The organism is Deinococcus multiflagellatus (assembly GCF_020166415.1).
Taxonomy (GTDB): domain Bacteria; phylum Deinococcota; class Deinococci; order Deinococcales; family Deinococcaceae; genus Deinococcus; species Deinococcus multiflagellatus.
Map to the genome: position 1 here is coordinate 44,413 of NZ_JAIQXV010000016.1, position 14,676 is coordinate 59,088.

Genomic DNA, 14,676 nt, shown 5'->3' on the forward strand with positions numbered 1-14,676 from the left:
CGTTCTCCATTCCAACTCGCTACGCTGACCACCATGCATTTTCACACGTATTTCGAGATCAACGAGTTCACTGGCCAGGATGTCCACGCCCTCCAGGCGGCTCATCCCTTGCATGACGCGGTGCGGGTCGCCGGACGTCTTCATCAGCCAACGGTCCCGCTTGCCCAGGTGCAGCGCCCAGCCGGCCACGTCATGCCTATTGACGTTCTCTGGTGGGGGCCCGGGTTGGTTCAAACGAGCACCCTGACGACGGCAAACGGTATGTTCGAGGTGGATCTGGCCACCCCCCCGCAGAGGGCGACGATGGTCAAGATCAGTGCCTCGACACCACACATACACATGACCGCCACGCACGAGTTGGGCCATGTGATGGACCACCTGCTGAAGGTGCACCTGATCGGCCCGGCGCACGTCACCACAGAACAGGGCCTGTATGCCTCTGAAGCTCTTCATTCCGCCCTACACCCGTGGTGGACCGCGGTACAGTCGACAGCGGTCTATCAGATCTTGCACGCCACGCAGCGCAACCGCGTGCGCTTCGGCGAGGTTTCACGGGGACTGACGCTCGATAGTCCCGCAGAGTGCTTCGCGTGCAGTTTTGCGCAGTTGGTGGCCACCGACACGCAGAACCCGACGTTCCTGGCAGAGCTCCAGATTCTGCAGAAGGCACGGTCGCCCCGGTACTGGAGTGACGCCGAGTTCGTACCAGTCGGCGACGCTATGCGGGCGCTGTTCACTCGTCTGGGTTGGTAGGACACCGAAATCGTCCGCCCTCCCCGGGCGCCGGTGTTCCTCAGGTGTGCGCCACCTGTTTCTGGCTCGGCCGCTGCCGTGTTGAACTATGCCCCGCGCTGTTGCCCTAGCGCCTCAAACGCTTGACGTCTGAGGCGCACCTATGGTGTGCTGCGCGCGCAGGCGGCCGGATGGGGATTCGGTTGTGGTGGAGAACTCACGCCTGCCAGGCGGTCCCCCAGGCAGGGTGGACCGCCCTGCTCATGGGCACCGTGATGTGACGTTCTGTTCCTAAACCCCCGCGCCGCTGTGCTGGGCGGTATGACGTCTGCGCCGACTGATCTGCTTCAGGAACTGAGCGACCGCCTCCATGGGGCGGGCCTGCCGCTCCCTCAGGCCCAGAGTGAGGCCCGCTGCATCCTCGCCCTGGTGTGCCCAGAGACTGGAGACGCGGCAGACACCACCCTGCTGGGCACGCCGGTGAGTGGTCTCTTGCGCCACGGCCTCTTGCGGCATCAGCGGCGGGTGAGAGGGGGAGCGCACTGAAGAACGCCAGCCCCTGCGTCATCCCACGCGGTCCACAGTGCATAGGGAGGCCCGAGGGGAGCTCAACGCACCCGTCACCCACCAAACCCTTGCGCGCGGCACCCTCGGACGTGAGCCCCCTCACGCCCTTCCCGGAGGTGCCGTCATGCGCCCTGCCCATCCGACCTGCCTGCGCGTTTCCGAGTTGCTCTCTTCTCCCTTTGATCAGGTCCTGGTCACCGCACAGCTCTTTGCTCCTGATGGCGCCCTGCTGTGCCCTGGCCTGACCTATCTGCTTGTGCGGCGCCGGGGGCTCTGGCAGGTCCAGGTCTGGCACCCGACCGACCCGGCGCCTCAGACCCGCCTGCCCACCTACCGGTTGCATCTGAGTGCCCACGACCTGCGCCGGGCCCACTTACGGCGCGCCCACCCACAGCCGGGGTGGCTCCCCTGGGGGCGAGCGGGCGCCCTGCTGCTGGTTGGCACCTTCGCGGCCGCGCAGGGAACGGCGAGTCATGGCGGTCTTGACGCCGAAGTGCTGCTCTCTGGGCTTGCGGCCATGCTGCTCGTCGCCTGGCCGGTGCGCCCCTTCTGCCCCCGCACCTTCGTGGGTCGCCTGCAGGTCAGTCCCTGGTCCGCAGACGCTTACGGTGTCCTTTCCGACTGACCCCGTACAGTGCCGGCTGTGGCCCGCCGCTCCCCCTTTCCTGCCACCGGTGCCTTTTTCACCCTCACCCACGGCAGCCAAGTTCATCTGAATCCAGAGACCCACACCTGGACGCCGGAGTGGCTGGGCGTCGCGGACGAGCGCGACCTGATTCCCTACCGCACCCTCCAGGCGGCCCTTGAGGCGCTGCCCGTGCCCCTGGAACAGGGCCAAGTGGCGCAGGCGATCACGGCGCTGGAGGGGTGCCAATTGCGCTGGGTGGCGCCGCCTAAGATCAAACCCACCACCCTTCCGCCGCCATTGCCTCGCCCGGCCGCACCGCCCTACGGCAGCCTCACCGGCTACCTGCGCGGCACGCCCGAAGCCCGCCAGGCCATCCGCACCGCGCTGGGCGTCCGGACTCACCCGGCCCCCGCCCCCATGCTCGCCCCGCCACAGGGCGCCAATCCTGGTCTCGTCGGCATGGCTTTCGACTACGCCTTCCGCTTCCTGCTCGAAGGCCTGCACCCTGGTCTGGTGGCGGTCAAAGGGGGCCTTATCGCCCGGCAGGCCGCCCTAGATCTGGAGCATGACCGGACACGGGCGGCGGTGGACGAGGCGGCCATGACCCTGCAGGAAGTCGCGTACGGATTGCCGTTCGAGGCCCGGCATGCCCACGCGGCCGTGGTGCTGGCGTCCTACGAGGTGGTGGTGCGCACCGGCCTGTTCACCGACCTGGCCGGGGTGGTGCCCCGCGAGGCCCGCCAGGACGTGCTCGCCCTGATTCGGGCCGTCCCGCGTGAGCTGTTCCAGGCGCAGACCCAACTGATTCTCAATCCTCGCTTTCCCGCGGCCAGCCGCTTCGGGGGCGCCGACGCGGACGTGCTGCTCGACGACCTGCTCATCGAGGTCAAAGCCACCCGGCATCTCCAACTGGACGGGGCGTATCTCCAGCAATTGACGGGGTACCTGGTGCTGGACCGCCTGGGCGGCACGGTGGGCAGTGCGCTGCCTATTCGCCGTCTGGGGGTGTACTACGCCCGACATGGGGTCTTGCAGATTCTGCTCGTCAAGGACCTGTACCGGCCGGGTTTGCTGCCCCAGCTGGTGAGCTGGTTCGACGAGAGTTTGCCGAGGGGGTAGCGGTCCAGCGCCAGGACAACCCAAGTGCACAAGTCTCGCGCGGGCACCGTGTGGGGTATGGCCCGCCGCTCGCCCCTGACCCCTGCCTTGACCGCCACAGAAACCCCCTGGCCCCCGCCCTTCCCAGACGTCGTCCTGGACTGGCCAGTGCCCCGGGGGCAGAAGACGACGCCTGCGCGCTGGGTGGGGGGTGACGCGGCCCAATACCGGGCCTATTTCCTGGAGATCCTGGCGGATGGGGGTGAGGACGCCCTGGCCCCCATCTGGAACGACGCGCCACGTGGCCCCCAAGCCCGCCTGACCCGCTGGTACTGCCCCGGGGTGCCCATGTACGCCACGGGCCAGCAGGAGCAGACCGAAGGTGAGCGGCCCTTCTATGCCTTCCTGGTGCCGGCGCAGGCCGCCCTGCTGGCGTTGGAGCGGGGCCTGGTGACTTGCCGACCCCAGGCGGCAGAGCCAGATCTGGAGCGCGCTGAGCCGGCCAGCGGCCCCCTGGACGAGGCCCTGGACTTTGTCCGTGTGGATCCGGATGACCGGGAAGGGGGTCCCTACACCTTTGACGGGACCTGCTTCGGCTGCGCCGCCCAGAGCCTAGCGCTGAACCGCTGGAACCTCTGTTTTCCCTGCGCCACGGACCTGGAGCACCAGACCTATCCGCCGGAACCGACGTGAGCCCCAGCGGCCGGCCTGGTTTGCCATGATGGAGGCTGGAGGAGCCCACACCATGCAACATGCCTGGGAGTACGTCATCAAAGCCGCACAGCACCTGCACGCCCAGGGGCATCCCCACCTCACCCGGGCGCAGTTGATGGCTGAAGCCCTGCGTCTTGGCTGGCCCCATGAAGCCGTGACGCTGGGCACGCACATCTCCGACCACATGCGCTCGGACCGGGAGACCGCCACTCATCCCTACCTCGACCGAGTGGCCCGCAATGCTTACCGCCTGAACGAGGCCGGTCAGCGCGCCGTGCAGGGGCTGTGATGGCCGACACCACATCCCTCCCCACGGTCCGGCTGGTGACCGATGGCGCCTGTTCCGGCAACCCTGGCCCCGGCGGCTGGGCCTGCATCCTCTCCATGGGCAGTCACGTCAAGGAACTGAGTGGGGGAGAGCCCCAGACGACGAACAACCGCATGGAGCTGACGGCGCTCCTCGAAGGCCTGCAGGCCCTTAAGCGGCCCTGCGCCGTGCACGTCGTCAGCGATTCCCGCTACGTCATCGACGCCTTCGAGAAAGACTGGCTGAGCAGCTGGCAACGCAAGAACTGGAAGAACGTCAAGAATCCGGACCTCTGGCAAGCCCTGACCCAGGCGGCCCGGGGGCATACCCTCACCTTTGAGTGGGTGCAGGGCCATGCGGGGCATCCCGAGAACGAGCGGGCCGATCAGCTCGCGGTGCAGGCCCGCGACGCTGCCGCCAAGATGCCCCGAGAGCCCCGGGAAGGGCCTGTGGGTGGATTGTTCTAAAAACCTTTTGTCACCAGGTGCTGCCCCGCCCTGCCTGGAGGGTTTAGCTCCGCCGCCTCAGTCCAGATCGGTCGTCAAAGGTCACGGGCCACATGAAGGTGCATCCTCCATCTTGGTGAGTGGAGCGCCTTGCCAGGTCACCCTTCTTGCGGAGGTGCATCCTCCCTCGGGAACGCATTCTCGTCATCGGCGTTCGAGACAACGGCGTATTTGGGCAACAGGATTCGCTTGATGCTGTTGAGAAAGAGGACGTCTTCAAGGAATCGGTCTGGATCAGCTCTGACCTCTTCCACAAGGTCTGTCTGGGTCTCTTGAAACCACGCCGGGTCGCCTCTCAGGGCCAACACCTCTTCACGAGGGAGCTCCAGCAGCGCACTCACCACCTCCTGGGCCGTCAGGTTCAGAATTCGACTGGTGCTGGAACTGACCCCGGTCGCCACCATGGCTGCAACCTCAGTGTCAGCCACTTCCGACGCCTGACTGATCAAGCTGGAGATTTGTAGGGGGCGCGTTGGGCAGTTGCACACTAGACATCGCCAGGGGGCGGCGCCGCCCTGATGGATTGGTGTGAAAAAACGCCCGCCATACGTCCCCAGTGCCGTTCTGATGAACGTGAGATCGGCCACGCTGCACCCTAGCTGCTCTGAGCTCAAACTCAGGTGGCAATGCCAGGTGGTCGCATCAGCAGTAGGGTCATGGTTGAACAAGACGTAGAGTGGCGCTGCGCCAGTCAATTTCGAATACAGCTCAAGGACATCAATCTGTGGGATGACCATTCCGGGTAAGACGAGACTCGACCCTTTGACGGGGTGGTGCAGGGCGTCATACCGGCCACTGGGTGACACCTTTTTTGCCTGCACGGCAAAGGACCGCCAAACACCACGGTGGCGGATGAACCACTCCCAATCAGTACCCTTATGTTTCTCGTCCTGCTTGGACGTCTTGAGCACCCGGTGCCGGGTGCTCCACCGCATGAGATCGAGGAGATTGATGTCCGTGAACGTCTCTTCCCCTTGATGGCATTTGAGCGCCCAACCCCACCGCGTTCTGTGCCACGTCCGCCGGGCCAATTCTTCGAGATCTGCCTGCATGCAAAACACTCCTGGACTCCGCCCTGTTGAATGGCGACACTGACGCTGAAACGACCCTGAATCCTCTGCTGCACAGCATGCGGCCCTGGAGGGTCACGTTCAACCATTCTGGTCCAGCCCGTCACGGTTTGGGCCGAAAGGCCCGGCCCCCCGCGGCATGCACCGGCACCAGGGCGGTGCCCCCTGGGCCCCGCACCGCCAGCTCGCCCACGCACCGTAGGGCTTCAGCAGCCCCCTTGGGATGGGCGCAGCGCACGAACCCTGGCCAGGGCGCTGGGCCAGCAAAGGCGCAGTGACCACACCCATCCCTGGCCTGATCCGCCACCGCGCGGGCAAGCTGGCCCCGCAGCCGCAGCACCTGGTCCAGGCCTGCGCGGCCCTGAAGCCCGTCCAAGAGTGGACTGAACACCGGCGCGTCGACCAGCAGCCCCGGCAGGGTGGCCACCAGGGCCGCGCCCCGGTCGCCCCGGTAGGCCACGCGCAGCACCTCGGCGGCCACCCGGTCGCGCACCGCCAGCCAATCCGGCCGCTCCGCGCTGGGCCGGGCCACGGTCAGGGCGTCGCGCCGGTCTGTGACCCCCGTCAGTGTCTCCCGCACTGTCTGGTCCAGCGTCCGGGCCGCCAGGAATGCCCCGGCGGCGTGCGGGTAAACGCGGCCTCCCAGTCGCACAGGCGTACGTGCCCACAGGCTCAGCAGGTCGGTGTCTGCCCAGGTGCCCGGAAACCACGGGCGGGGGTTTTGAAGTTCGGGTGGAGGCCGTCTGGGAAGGGGCGGCTGAGGGCGCTGGAGGGGCAGGACGCGCGCTGGAGCAGATGGGCTGGGCGGTCGGCTGGGGACCGGCTCGGCTTGAGCCTGGCGCAGCGTGGCCAGCGAGAGCGGCTCGACCGTGCCCAACAGGTCGACGTGCATCTCGCCCCACCCGGGTCGGATGACCGGGGCCCCGGCCCGCCAGGTGCCGCGCTTCAGGGCTTCTTCGGGCTGCCGGGTGCTGCCCTTGGGAACGACGAGGACCGCGACATGCACGTCACACCCCGCCGCCTTGAGGTGGCCGAGCGTGCCCGCCTGGGTGGTGGTCATGCTGAGGGGATCGGCTTCCTGCGCGTCCGTCCGGGCGCGGCGCTTGACCTCGATGACGACGGGCGTCTGACCCGCCAGGGCCAGGACATCCACGTTCGTGAAGGCGCCCGGGTCCGCGGCCGCCACCCGCTCGATGTAGGCACTCTCGATCAGGGCCGCGCCCAGGGTCTCTTCGGGCACACTGGCCCAGCGGGAGAGGTCTGGCAGCAGGGGACCGGGGGGCAGGTTCAGTCGCCCTTCTGGTTTCGAGGCGCCTGGGGTCAAGATCGGTGCGCCGCGCACCACCGCCGTGCGCAGGGGCCAGGCCGTGAACGTCAGGGCCTGCTCAGTGGCAGTCCACTGCACATACCGGACGCCGTGAAGCCCTTGAATGGTGCGGGCCAGCAGATCAGCATCCGCAGCGCTTAAATCGCCAGGGGGCACCGGGGCCAACACAATCCAGGTCCAGTCTTTGGGCTGACGCAGGACGCGCTCGAGCACATCCTGCCGCCGGGTGCGGCGCCGCACCGCCCAGAGTCCAAACGTGGCCACCTGGTGCCCCTCTTCGGCCAAGGCCCGCCGCATCGCCTGTTCTGAGACCAGGGCGTCCAGGGGCGCCCGGTCCTGAAACGGCAGGGCCAGAAGCGCGGCCAGTGGGAGCGGCATGTCCCCATGATGTCGCACCACTGAGGCCGATGCCTGCGGGGGGCTGGCCGCGCCTCAGTAGCCCAAGAACTCAGCGTAAGAGACCCACTGGGCGGCGTAGGTCCGTTGGGGTGTGGAGGTCAACCCTGGGGGCAATCGCCGGGCCGCATAGGCCTTCCGGTACTGGTTGAACGTTTTGAAGCCCAAGGGCCGCACGGCGGCGCAGGCCTCCTCGTAGGGCAAGACTGAACCGGGCGGCTGAAAGACGTGGGAGGCCCGGGAAAACAGAGCGGGCCAGCCGGGCCAGTGGGGGCGGTACGTCACCTGAGGCGAGAAGGGGAACGCGAGCGGGAGGGTTCGCGCGCGCACCGCTGCGTCGTAATCGGCGCGCGTGGCGATGGCCAGGCCCTGGGCATTCAGGTGGCGCAGCAGCGTCTGGCTTTCGTCCAAGGTCAGCAGCCGGGGATCACGGGCGCAGGCCTGCCAGGAAAAGTGCGTCTGGCGCCAGTCGTTCGCTGGCGCCTCGGGGCGCCGCACCCAGCCCGCCCGACTCCTGGACGCGCCGATCAGCACTTCGTGGAGACGGAAAACGACGGGTTGACCGTCCTGCCAGCGCCAACCCACCAGGCTGCCCTGTGGCGTGACCGTCCATTGGGCATTCAGGATTTCATCGGACACAGGACGGTCCACCCGGAGGGGCTGGGCGAAACCGGTGAGCCAGGTGGCGCCCTTGAGCGGCGTGGTCGTCAGCGTCAGGGGCGCCGGAAGGGGGAGCAACGTCGTCACCCTGTCAGTGTGCAGGCGCGTGGGTGCGAGCGCCGAGGGCCGCTCAGCTGAGATCCTGGCTGATCAGGCCCTGGAGAGACGGCGGGGCCCTGGCGAACGCGGGAGGAAGGCCAAAGTCTTCCGCCGCCACACTGCGCCCATGACGGACGATGATCCCCTCACGAGCGGCGGCAGATCAGCCTCCTTCCCCTCTCACCAGGGTGAGCCTTCACCCCAGCCGGCCTCAGTCCACAGCGCTGTCGGCCACGATCTCCAGGCGCTGCCACCCCAGGTGGCCCAGTGGTGTCAGGCCCAGGCCGAGGTTCAGGGCTTGACCGTGGAGACGTTCATCGACCAGCGCCTGGCCCATCTCCTGTCCAGTGGCACGGCCCTGAGCGCCGCGAACGCCCAGGCCATCACCGCCCACGTTCTCGCCGTCATTCGAGCGGAGCGTCCACGCCGCGAGCCCTGCAAGGAAGGCCCTCATGTTTGATGTCGTATTCCCCCGCTCCGGACAAACAACATGGCTGCGCGATCTGGTCCAGTGCCTGCCGTTCTTCACCCCTCAGCCCGACGAGGACACGGCGCAATGAGGTTGCCCCCAGCGTTGCGGGGCCGCGTCGTCCTGACCTGGACCCAGGTCACGCAGTGGCCGCATTGGCGAGTGGCGGCGCGGCTGTTGATCGTCTGCTTCCCTGTGTTCGTGGCGTTTGCCCTGTATGAGGCGGCGCCTGCGCCTGAGACCATCCTTGCCCGCGGCGCACTCAATGTCCTCGCTAAGTTTGCTCCTCTTGTCGTGGGCGTTGTCTTCGTCTGGAGCGCCATAAAATTTGTCATGGCAGGCGGCCCTGGCCTGCTGGCGGAAGTGGTGTCCTTCCTGCGGAATTTCGCCTTGGGCGGTTTGCTCCTGGCCACCTTGATCAAGCTGCTTGGCGACCCCATCGCACAGGGCCTGCGGGCCGAGCCCCTGGCCACCGCCACCGGTGTAGCGACCCTGTTCCTCCTGGCCCTGATGACCGACCGGGTGTACCAGAGAGGAAAGTCCAGCAGCGTTGAGGCGCTCTTTCAACCAGGCCCATCGGTAGAGGCCGTGCCTCGTGGTGCTCTCCCCTCCGAACGCGACGTCCAGGTCATGGCGGTGCACGAAGCGGCGCACGTCCTGGTGTGGGGCGGCCATCCCGGTTATCCCCCACAGCGGCTGCGACTGAACCCGAGTGGCCACCCGGCGGGCACCGTCACCGTGGCGGCCTCCCATCGCCTGGCCGACCGCACCGAATTGGAGCGTCACATGCTGTGCAGCCTGGCGGGGGTGGCCGCCGAAACCCAGGTCTTCGGAACGACCTTTGCGGGGTCTCATCAGGATCTGGTGCAGCACGCCGCCCTGGCCCGTCAATTCCTGGCGGCGGCCCCCGAGCGGCCGGGCCTCATCCATGACGCCAGCACGCCCGAGGAACTGGCCTTCAACGAGCAGATGATTCGGGGCTTGCGCCTGGACCATTTGGAGATGCTGGCCGGGTTTTTCACGGCACACCGAGACCTGCTGGACGAGCTTGCCGCTCTGGCCAGGGTCAAGGGGCAATTGGAGCAGGAGGACCTGAAACCCTTCCTTGACCGGGTTACGGCACCTTTACCTTCGATGAAATCAGAGGAGGTTTGCGCCTCTTCGGCCTGATGGGGGTGCCCTCCAGGGACTGACTCGCGCCGCGACCCGTTGTCGCGGCCTTTTTCGCGCTTGCCCCTTGAGGTCCTGCGCCACTGCATGGAGCGGCATGATGCCTGCACCTGATTCAGCAACCACCGGACCCACCCGTTTTGGCAGGATCTGGACCCCCAGGCGGAACTCCGGCAGCTGGCACAACGGGGCGCGCCGCTGCCCCTGGAATCGTCTGGACTGGGGTGCCTCCCGCCACGGTGGGGTTGCTCCTGGACGTCCTCCATCCCCGGAGCTGACGGTGGGCTTGCCTCCGGGGCGGCCCACGTGCGTGTCCGACCGGTCCGCGACGCACTGAACTGACAAACCCTCCCGACGCCGACCATCACCTTGGCTTGACCCCTACCACTGGCAAGCCGAAGTTCGCCCGTTGTCCACGTCCTTTCATCCGAGGTGTCTCATGTTGAGCTCTGTTCCTGGCCTGAATCAGCCCCTTGACCCTGTGTTGCTGGCGCCCCGCGCCGACCCGCCGTATACCCCGGAGGAACTGAGGCCGGCTGTTCGGTTCCTGCTGGGTCTGGATCAGTGGTCGGCTCCTGACCAGAGCTTCTTCCAACGAGTAGAGCACGACTTGCTGAGCGCCCTGCTGGGGGCGCTGCTGCCGAACAAGCCGGTGGACGATGTGCTGGTTCAGCTGTCCGGGTTGTCATTCACTGACCTGTCTGCGCTACCTCTGGCCGATTCGCCCGCAGAGCTTCACCTACTGGCGGTGCTCCAACGCATGCGAGGCATGAGGCCAGCCACGAGCGAGTCGCTGTGGTTGGGGATTCAGAGCAAGATTCAGGCCAGCCTGATGGTTCCCTCTGCAGCGCGGCACGGCCAGCAGGCAGAAGTGGCGACCACTGAGGCTCCGCTTGCATTTCCACCCGCCAGCCGCCACACTCGCGCCATGACCAAGAAAGCAGCGAAAGCCCCGGCGAAGAAAGCGTCCCCCAAAGCGGCGGTGGCTGCGCCCACCAAGGCCGCTTCAGACGCGGGCAAAATCGGCAAGACCCAGTTGGTGGACTTGGTTGCGGACAAGACCGGCCTGACCAAAAAGCAGAGCGAAGAAGCCGTGGTGGCGGCTCTGGACATCATGGTGAACGCAGTGAAAGCGGGGCAGAGCGTCGGTCTGCCCGGCCTTGGCACCCTGAGTGTGAGAGAGACTGCGGCCCGCACCGGCGTCAGGCCCGGCACCAGCGAGAAGATTCAGATTCCTGCCGGCAAGAAAGTCGCCTTCAAGGTCGCCAGCACCCTAAAAGGCGACCTTTAATTCAGGGAAAGAGGCGCCCCATGGCTTGACCCTGGGGCGCCTCTCGCTGCCGGGCACGTGTGGCATCCCGACGCTAGGCTGCAGGTGTGGAGCAGGTACCCAAGGGAAAAGGAGAAAGGCGATCCTGTGAGATCGCCTTTGATGCTGGAGAAGATACCACCCTATTCAACAAGCCGCCAGGAGATGCATCACAATGCACGGCATGAGCAGCTCTCTCCTCTCCAGGACAGCGAAAACCCTTGGTATCTGAACGAGAGCACTGTCGTTGAAGTTACCACCCGGCGAGGTCGTCTTTGAGGTCGTCCGCCGCGAGTTGGGCATACCCTTTCCGCGTGGTATCGACACTTTCATGCCCCAGGTGCGCCGCCACCCGGCCGAAATCCTTGATCTGCCGGAGCAGGCGCGTGCCCGCATACTTCCGCCCCGGGTGAAAGCCACGGAACGGGACGCCTGCGGCTTTGAACGCTTTCTCCACATGGTACCGAGCGGTCATCATGTGGCCATATCGGAAGACGTACTCGCGTGGGGTGGTGCGTTTCCCATCTTGATGATCCGGTCCGCCGGGGCCGTACAGCCCTCGGTAGTGCCGGGCGGCTCGGGCGAGGCTGGTGCTCATGGCCACCAGGCGGGCCTTGCGCCCTTTCCCGCTGCGCACATGCAGGCGCCGGCCTGCTTCATCCACGTCGTCCCACTGCAGCGCCAGCGCTTCACTAATGCGCAGCCCAGCATGGGCGGTCACAAACAGTAGGAACTTCACGTGCACATCGGCGTGGTCCAGCACGTCAGCCAACTCGTCTTCGGAATAGGGGGGACGTTTGACGATGCCCGGCGTGCGGTCCTTGGGCACCCTGGCGTCCCGGAAGGGGTCAGCGTCAGTGGCCCCAGCCCAGCGCAGGGCCCGGTACAGGCAGCTCGCGGCCGCGACCTTGAGTTGTACCCCTGCCGGTTTGCGCCCGGCTGCAAGCATGTGGTTGATGTAGCTCTGGGCGTCATGCCGCCCCGGCCGCAGGAGGTTGACGGCCTGCTCCGTGGCGTACTCGAGAAACTGCCGAACTCCAAGGGCATAGGCTTCGGTGGTCCGGGGACTGGTCAGCACGCCACTTCCACCCTGATGGGCCAGGTAGGCGGTGGTCAGGGACACCAGGGCCGCGACGTCCTTTTCGCCAGCGGCTTTCACGGCACGGCGGCGCAGTTCGTCGTCATGCAGATTCGTCCATTCCCGAGTTTGCGCGAGGAGCGAGCCTTGAAACGGAACGAGGGTCATGGGAAACGCCGCCCCAACTCCGCATTGAGGGCGTCCACGTTGAACGCGGCGGGGTCGTACGAGGGGCCAAGGCGTTTCAAGCCTTTTTGCCCTGCTGGACTGTCTGGCGCAGCTCGCATGGCATTCAACACGCGGGCATATTCGTCCTCACCGAAGAAGGCCTCAGGAATCGCCTGCTCCATGCCGTTCAGGCACTGGAAGCGTGGCGTGGTCGTTGGCACCAGGACGGCCCCAGTCACGCACAGAACCACGCGCCATCTGGCGCGCCAGTCGTAGAGATAGATCCCTGTCTGGCCCAAGGACAGGGCCTGATCGAGCTGTACCGTCGCGGCATCAACTGCCCCCTCACCCAACGTGGGGTCAGCGGTGCGTGCCTCATACTCGGTGTCTCCGATCCGGAATTGATTGAGATGCTCATCGCTCCAGCCGTAGGCCGTCTGGAGGGCATGGTGCAGGTCCAGCAAGGTGGCGTCCGCAGGCACTTGCAAGGTGCGGCGCAGTTGCGTTCGGCCGTGCAACCGAGTGTCGATCTGGTACATCAAGCAACTGGACTCCGGCTCGAGGTCTATCAAATCGTCATCGCCTGACTCCACATCATCTAAAGCTGGAGGGTCCTGAAGGGACCAGATCCCCCGGCTGACCTTGATGAACCGGGGGTCCCGGGTCAGACTGGCATTCAAGGTCTGTGCGCTCACCTTGCCGGCCGCCGTATTGTCCATGAGCATACGGAGAAGCTGGCGCGATTCGAAGGGCCCTTCCTGAAGCGTCATGACGTACGCCACGTAATCAGCGACGGCTGCACCCGTGCTGTACGGGTGAAACGCAGCGACCTCACCTTGCCGGCTGGGAATCTCGGTGAGCGAGGCTGTGTGTTGACCTTCGCGAGACAGGTGCACGGGACCTGAGGGGGTGTGAAGCAACACGGTCTGGTGCGGAAGGGTGATGGTCACGCCCGCCTGATCCGTAAGGGTGAGCCCTTCGCCCGTGAACCGAAGGTGGAGGGTGGGGGAGGCTCGTGGCGCCATGTCCTTATCCTACCTAAGACCGATTAGGTATGAGAAGAGCCGCATAGTTGAAATTTGATTTGCGAGGCTCCCCCACCCTCATCACCATTCGGAGGCCCCCTCCTGGCCTTCCTGGAGCCTCGCGAAATTTTCGCTGTCTAGGACAGCATGAAAATGCGAGCAAATCCGCTCAAGCCTAAATTGATGAGGGCAGACAGGTTGGGGGCAAAATTCGTGGCGTTCTCTTGTCATTTCGAACCCTCACGCCCTCAGGCTCACGCGCATGGACACGCCCTTGGCCACCCATCATCTACTGCGCGGTCTGACGCCTGGCTCTTTGCCGTACACGCAGGGGCTCCGTACCCTACTGCCGGTCATTACTTCGGGTGAGGATCGGGACCCGAACGCGCTCCATGATTGGGAGCGCCTCCGCAAGGCCCACTTGGACCTGATCGACCCCACCCACCGCCCAGACCATGCCCTGGCGCTGCTGCCCCGCGCCTTGATCCTTGGTTTTGAGGCGAGTGCCTATATCGCGGGCCTCGCTGCACTGATCATCGTGCGGCTTGCCCTGCTGTTTTTCATGCCCCACCTAGCCGAGGGGGTGTGCATTGGGCTTTCCATGGGCGCGAGCATGCTCGCACTGGTGCTGACGCAACGGCTGTACAGCCACCGCCGTCAGCAGGCATTGACGCGACTGGGGATTGAGACCCCAGTCGATGCACCGAACATCTCTGGTCCGCACTTGTAGTGCCGCCAGGGAGCGGGTGTCAGATCGGCGCGCTTCTTTCTCTGTCACCGATCAGCGCGGCTGCTGCCAAAACCCTTGCGCCGAACATCCTGACCTCTAAGTGCAGCCGCCGCAGACCGGCCCACGCTGCCCAAAGGAGACTGTATGAAGAAGATTTCCACTGCCTTATGGCTCGCTGCCCTTACAAGCGTCACTGTGCACGCGGCGTCGCTGGATCTTGCTCTGTATGAAACCGTCCGCGTGAATGGCGCAGCCACCTTGCAAAAAGTCACGACCGCGCTGCCCGGCCAAGTGCTGCGACAGGTGGCTGTAGTCACCACAGACAAGGCTGTGAGTTCGCCCCGGGCCACCATCCCGGTGCCGGCCTACACCACGTTTGCCGGCAATCTTGCCCTGCCGAGCGGCGCGACCGCCACGTTTTCACTTGACGGCAAAACCTTCAGCCCCAAGCCCATGAAGAGCGTCACGGTGAATGAAAACGGCCGCAGTGTCACGAAATTGGTGCCGGCACCCGAACAGGAGTACCGCGCGGTCCGCGTCACCCTGCCGGCCATGAAGCTCAACACCCCATACACGGTGGCGTACGACATCAAGGTCAACTGACCTCGCTTACCAAAGGACTT

16 protein-coding genes are annotated in these 14,676 nt (G+C 65.8%); 10 read left to right on the forward strand and 6 right to left on the reverse strand.

Features of this window, described 5'->3' with window-relative positions; translation table 11 throughout:
- The first annotated feature begins 33 nt into the window (after positions 1 to 33).
- From K7W41_RS16745 to rnhA, 6 genes are all read left to right on the forward strand, one after another.
- Positions 34 to 753 (forward strand): hypothetical protein, encoded by a 720-nt coding sequence (locus K7W41_RS16745; RefSeq protein WP_224610887.1) that lies wholly within the window; start codon positions 34 to 36, stop codon positions 751 to 753.
- Positions 754 to 1,423: 670 nt separating this feature from the next.
- Positions 1,424 to 1,924, forward strand: coding sequence for a hypothetical protein (locus K7W41_RS16750; protein ID WP_224610889.1), 501 nt, complete (start codon positions 1,424 to 1,426; stop codon positions 1,922 to 1,924).
- 18 nt (positions 1,925 to 1,942) lie between these two features.
- Positions 1,943 to 3,046: a hypothetical protein gene (locus K7W41_RS16755; RefSeq protein ID WP_224610891.1), complete on the forward strand. Its 1,104-nt coding sequence runs from the start codon at positions 1,943 to 1,945 to the stop codon at positions 3,044 to 3,046.
- A gap of 24 nt (positions 3,047 to 3,070) precedes the next feature.
- The gene (locus K7W41_RS16760) at positions 3,071 to 3,718 is read left to right on the forward strand and encodes a hypothetical protein (RefSeq protein ID WP_224610893.1); all 648 of its coding nucleotides are present in this window, start codon (positions 3,071 to 3,073) and stop codon (positions 3,716 to 3,718) included.
- 52 nt (positions 3,719 to 3,770) lie between these two features.
- On the forward strand, positions 3,771 to 4,028 hold the full coding sequence (locus tag K7W41_RS16765) for a hypothetical protein (protein ID WP_224610895.1): 258 nt from the start codon (positions 3,771 to 3,773) through the stop codon (positions 4,026 to 4,028).
- The gene (gene rnhA / locus K7W41_RS16770) at positions 4,028 to 4,513 is read left to right on the forward strand and encodes a ribonuclease HI (protein WP_224610906.1); all 486 of its coding nucleotides are present in this window, start codon (positions 4,028 to 4,030) and stop codon (positions 4,511 to 4,513) included. The genes K7W41_RS16765 and rnhA overlap by 1 nt, the downstream gene beginning before the upstream one ends.
- A gap of 137 nt (positions 4,514 to 4,650) precedes the next feature.
- On the opposite strand, the gene K7W41_RS16775 is transcribed toward rnhA, so the two are convergent.
- From K7W41_RS16775 to K7W41_RS16790, 4 genes are all read right to left on the reverse strand, one after another.
- On the reverse strand, positions 4,651 to 5,604 hold the full coding sequence (locus tag K7W41_RS16775; RefSeq protein ID WP_224610908.1) for a DUF6615 family protein: 954 nt from the start codon (positions 5,602 to 5,604) through the stop codon (positions 4,651 to 4,653).
- Positions 5,605 to 5,725: 121 nt separating this feature from the next.
- Positions 5,726 to 7,327 carry a hypothetical protein gene (locus K7W41_RS16780; protein WP_224610910.1) on the reverse strand — a complete coding sequence of 534 codons (1,602 nt, stop codon included), beginning with the start codon at positions 7,325 to 7,327 and terminating at the stop codon, positions 5,726 to 5,728.
- A 54-nt stretch (positions 7,328 to 7,381) separates the two neighbouring features.
- Positions 7,382 to 8,092, reverse strand: coding sequence for a hypothetical protein (locus K7W41_RS16785; RefSeq protein ID WP_224610912.1), 711 nt, complete (start codon positions 8,090 to 8,092; stop codon positions 7,382 to 7,384).
- 223 nt (positions 8,093 to 8,315) lie between these two features.
- Positions 8,316 to 8,558 (reverse strand): hypothetical protein, encoded by a 243-nt coding sequence (locus K7W41_RS16790; RefSeq protein ID WP_224610914.1) that lies wholly within the window; start codon positions 8,556 to 8,558, stop codon positions 8,316 to 8,318.
- A 216-nt stretch (positions 8,559 to 8,774) separates the two neighbouring features.
- Here K7W41_RS16790 and K7W41_RS16795 point away from each other — a divergent pair, with 216 nt between their 5' ends.
- Together K7W41_RS16795 and K7W41_RS16800 are read left to right on the forward strand one after the other, a co-directional pair.
- Complete coding sequence (locus K7W41_RS16795) at positions 8,775 to 9,743, forward strand: M41 family metallopeptidase (protein ID WP_224610916.1); 969 nt, start codon at positions 8,775 to 8,777, stop codon at positions 9,741 to 9,743.
- Positions 9,744 to 10,671: 928 nt separating this feature from the next.
- Positions 10,672 to 11,034, forward strand: a complete 363-nt coding sequence (locus K7W41_RS16800) for an HU family DNA-binding protein (RefSeq protein ID WP_224611037.1) — start codon at positions 10,672 to 10,674, stop codon at positions 11,032 to 11,034.
- A gap of 271 nt (positions 11,035 to 11,305) precedes the next feature.
- Here K7W41_RS16800 and K7W41_RS16805 read toward each other — a convergent pair whose 3' ends face one another.
- Positions 11,306 to 12,298: a tyrosine-type recombinase/integrase gene (locus K7W41_RS16805; protein ID WP_224610926.1), complete on the reverse strand. Its 993-nt coding sequence runs from the start codon at positions 12,296 to 12,298 to the stop codon at positions 11,306 to 11,308.
- Entirely contained in the window at positions 12,295 to 13,248 is a 954-nt protein-coding gene (locus tag K7W41_RS23730; protein WP_224610928.1) for a plasmid pRiA4b ORF-3 family protein, read from the reverse strand. The genes K7W41_RS16805 and K7W41_RS23730 overlap by 4 nt, the downstream gene beginning before the upstream one ends.
- Before the next feature lie 337 nt (positions 13,249 to 13,585).
- Here K7W41_RS23730 and K7W41_RS16815 point away from each other — a divergent pair, with 337 nt between their 5' ends.
- Positions 13,586 to 14,053: a hypothetical protein gene (locus K7W41_RS16815; protein ID WP_224610930.1), complete on the forward strand. Its 468-nt coding sequence runs from the start codon at positions 13,586 to 13,588 to the stop codon at positions 14,051 to 14,053.
- 144 nt (positions 14,054 to 14,197) lie between these two features.
- On the forward strand, positions 14,198 to 14,656 hold the full coding sequence (locus K7W41_RS16820; protein WP_224610932.1) for a hypothetical protein: 459 nt from the start codon (positions 14,198 to 14,200) through the stop codon (positions 14,654 to 14,656).
- Positions 14,657 to 14,676: the final 20 nt, after the last annotated feature.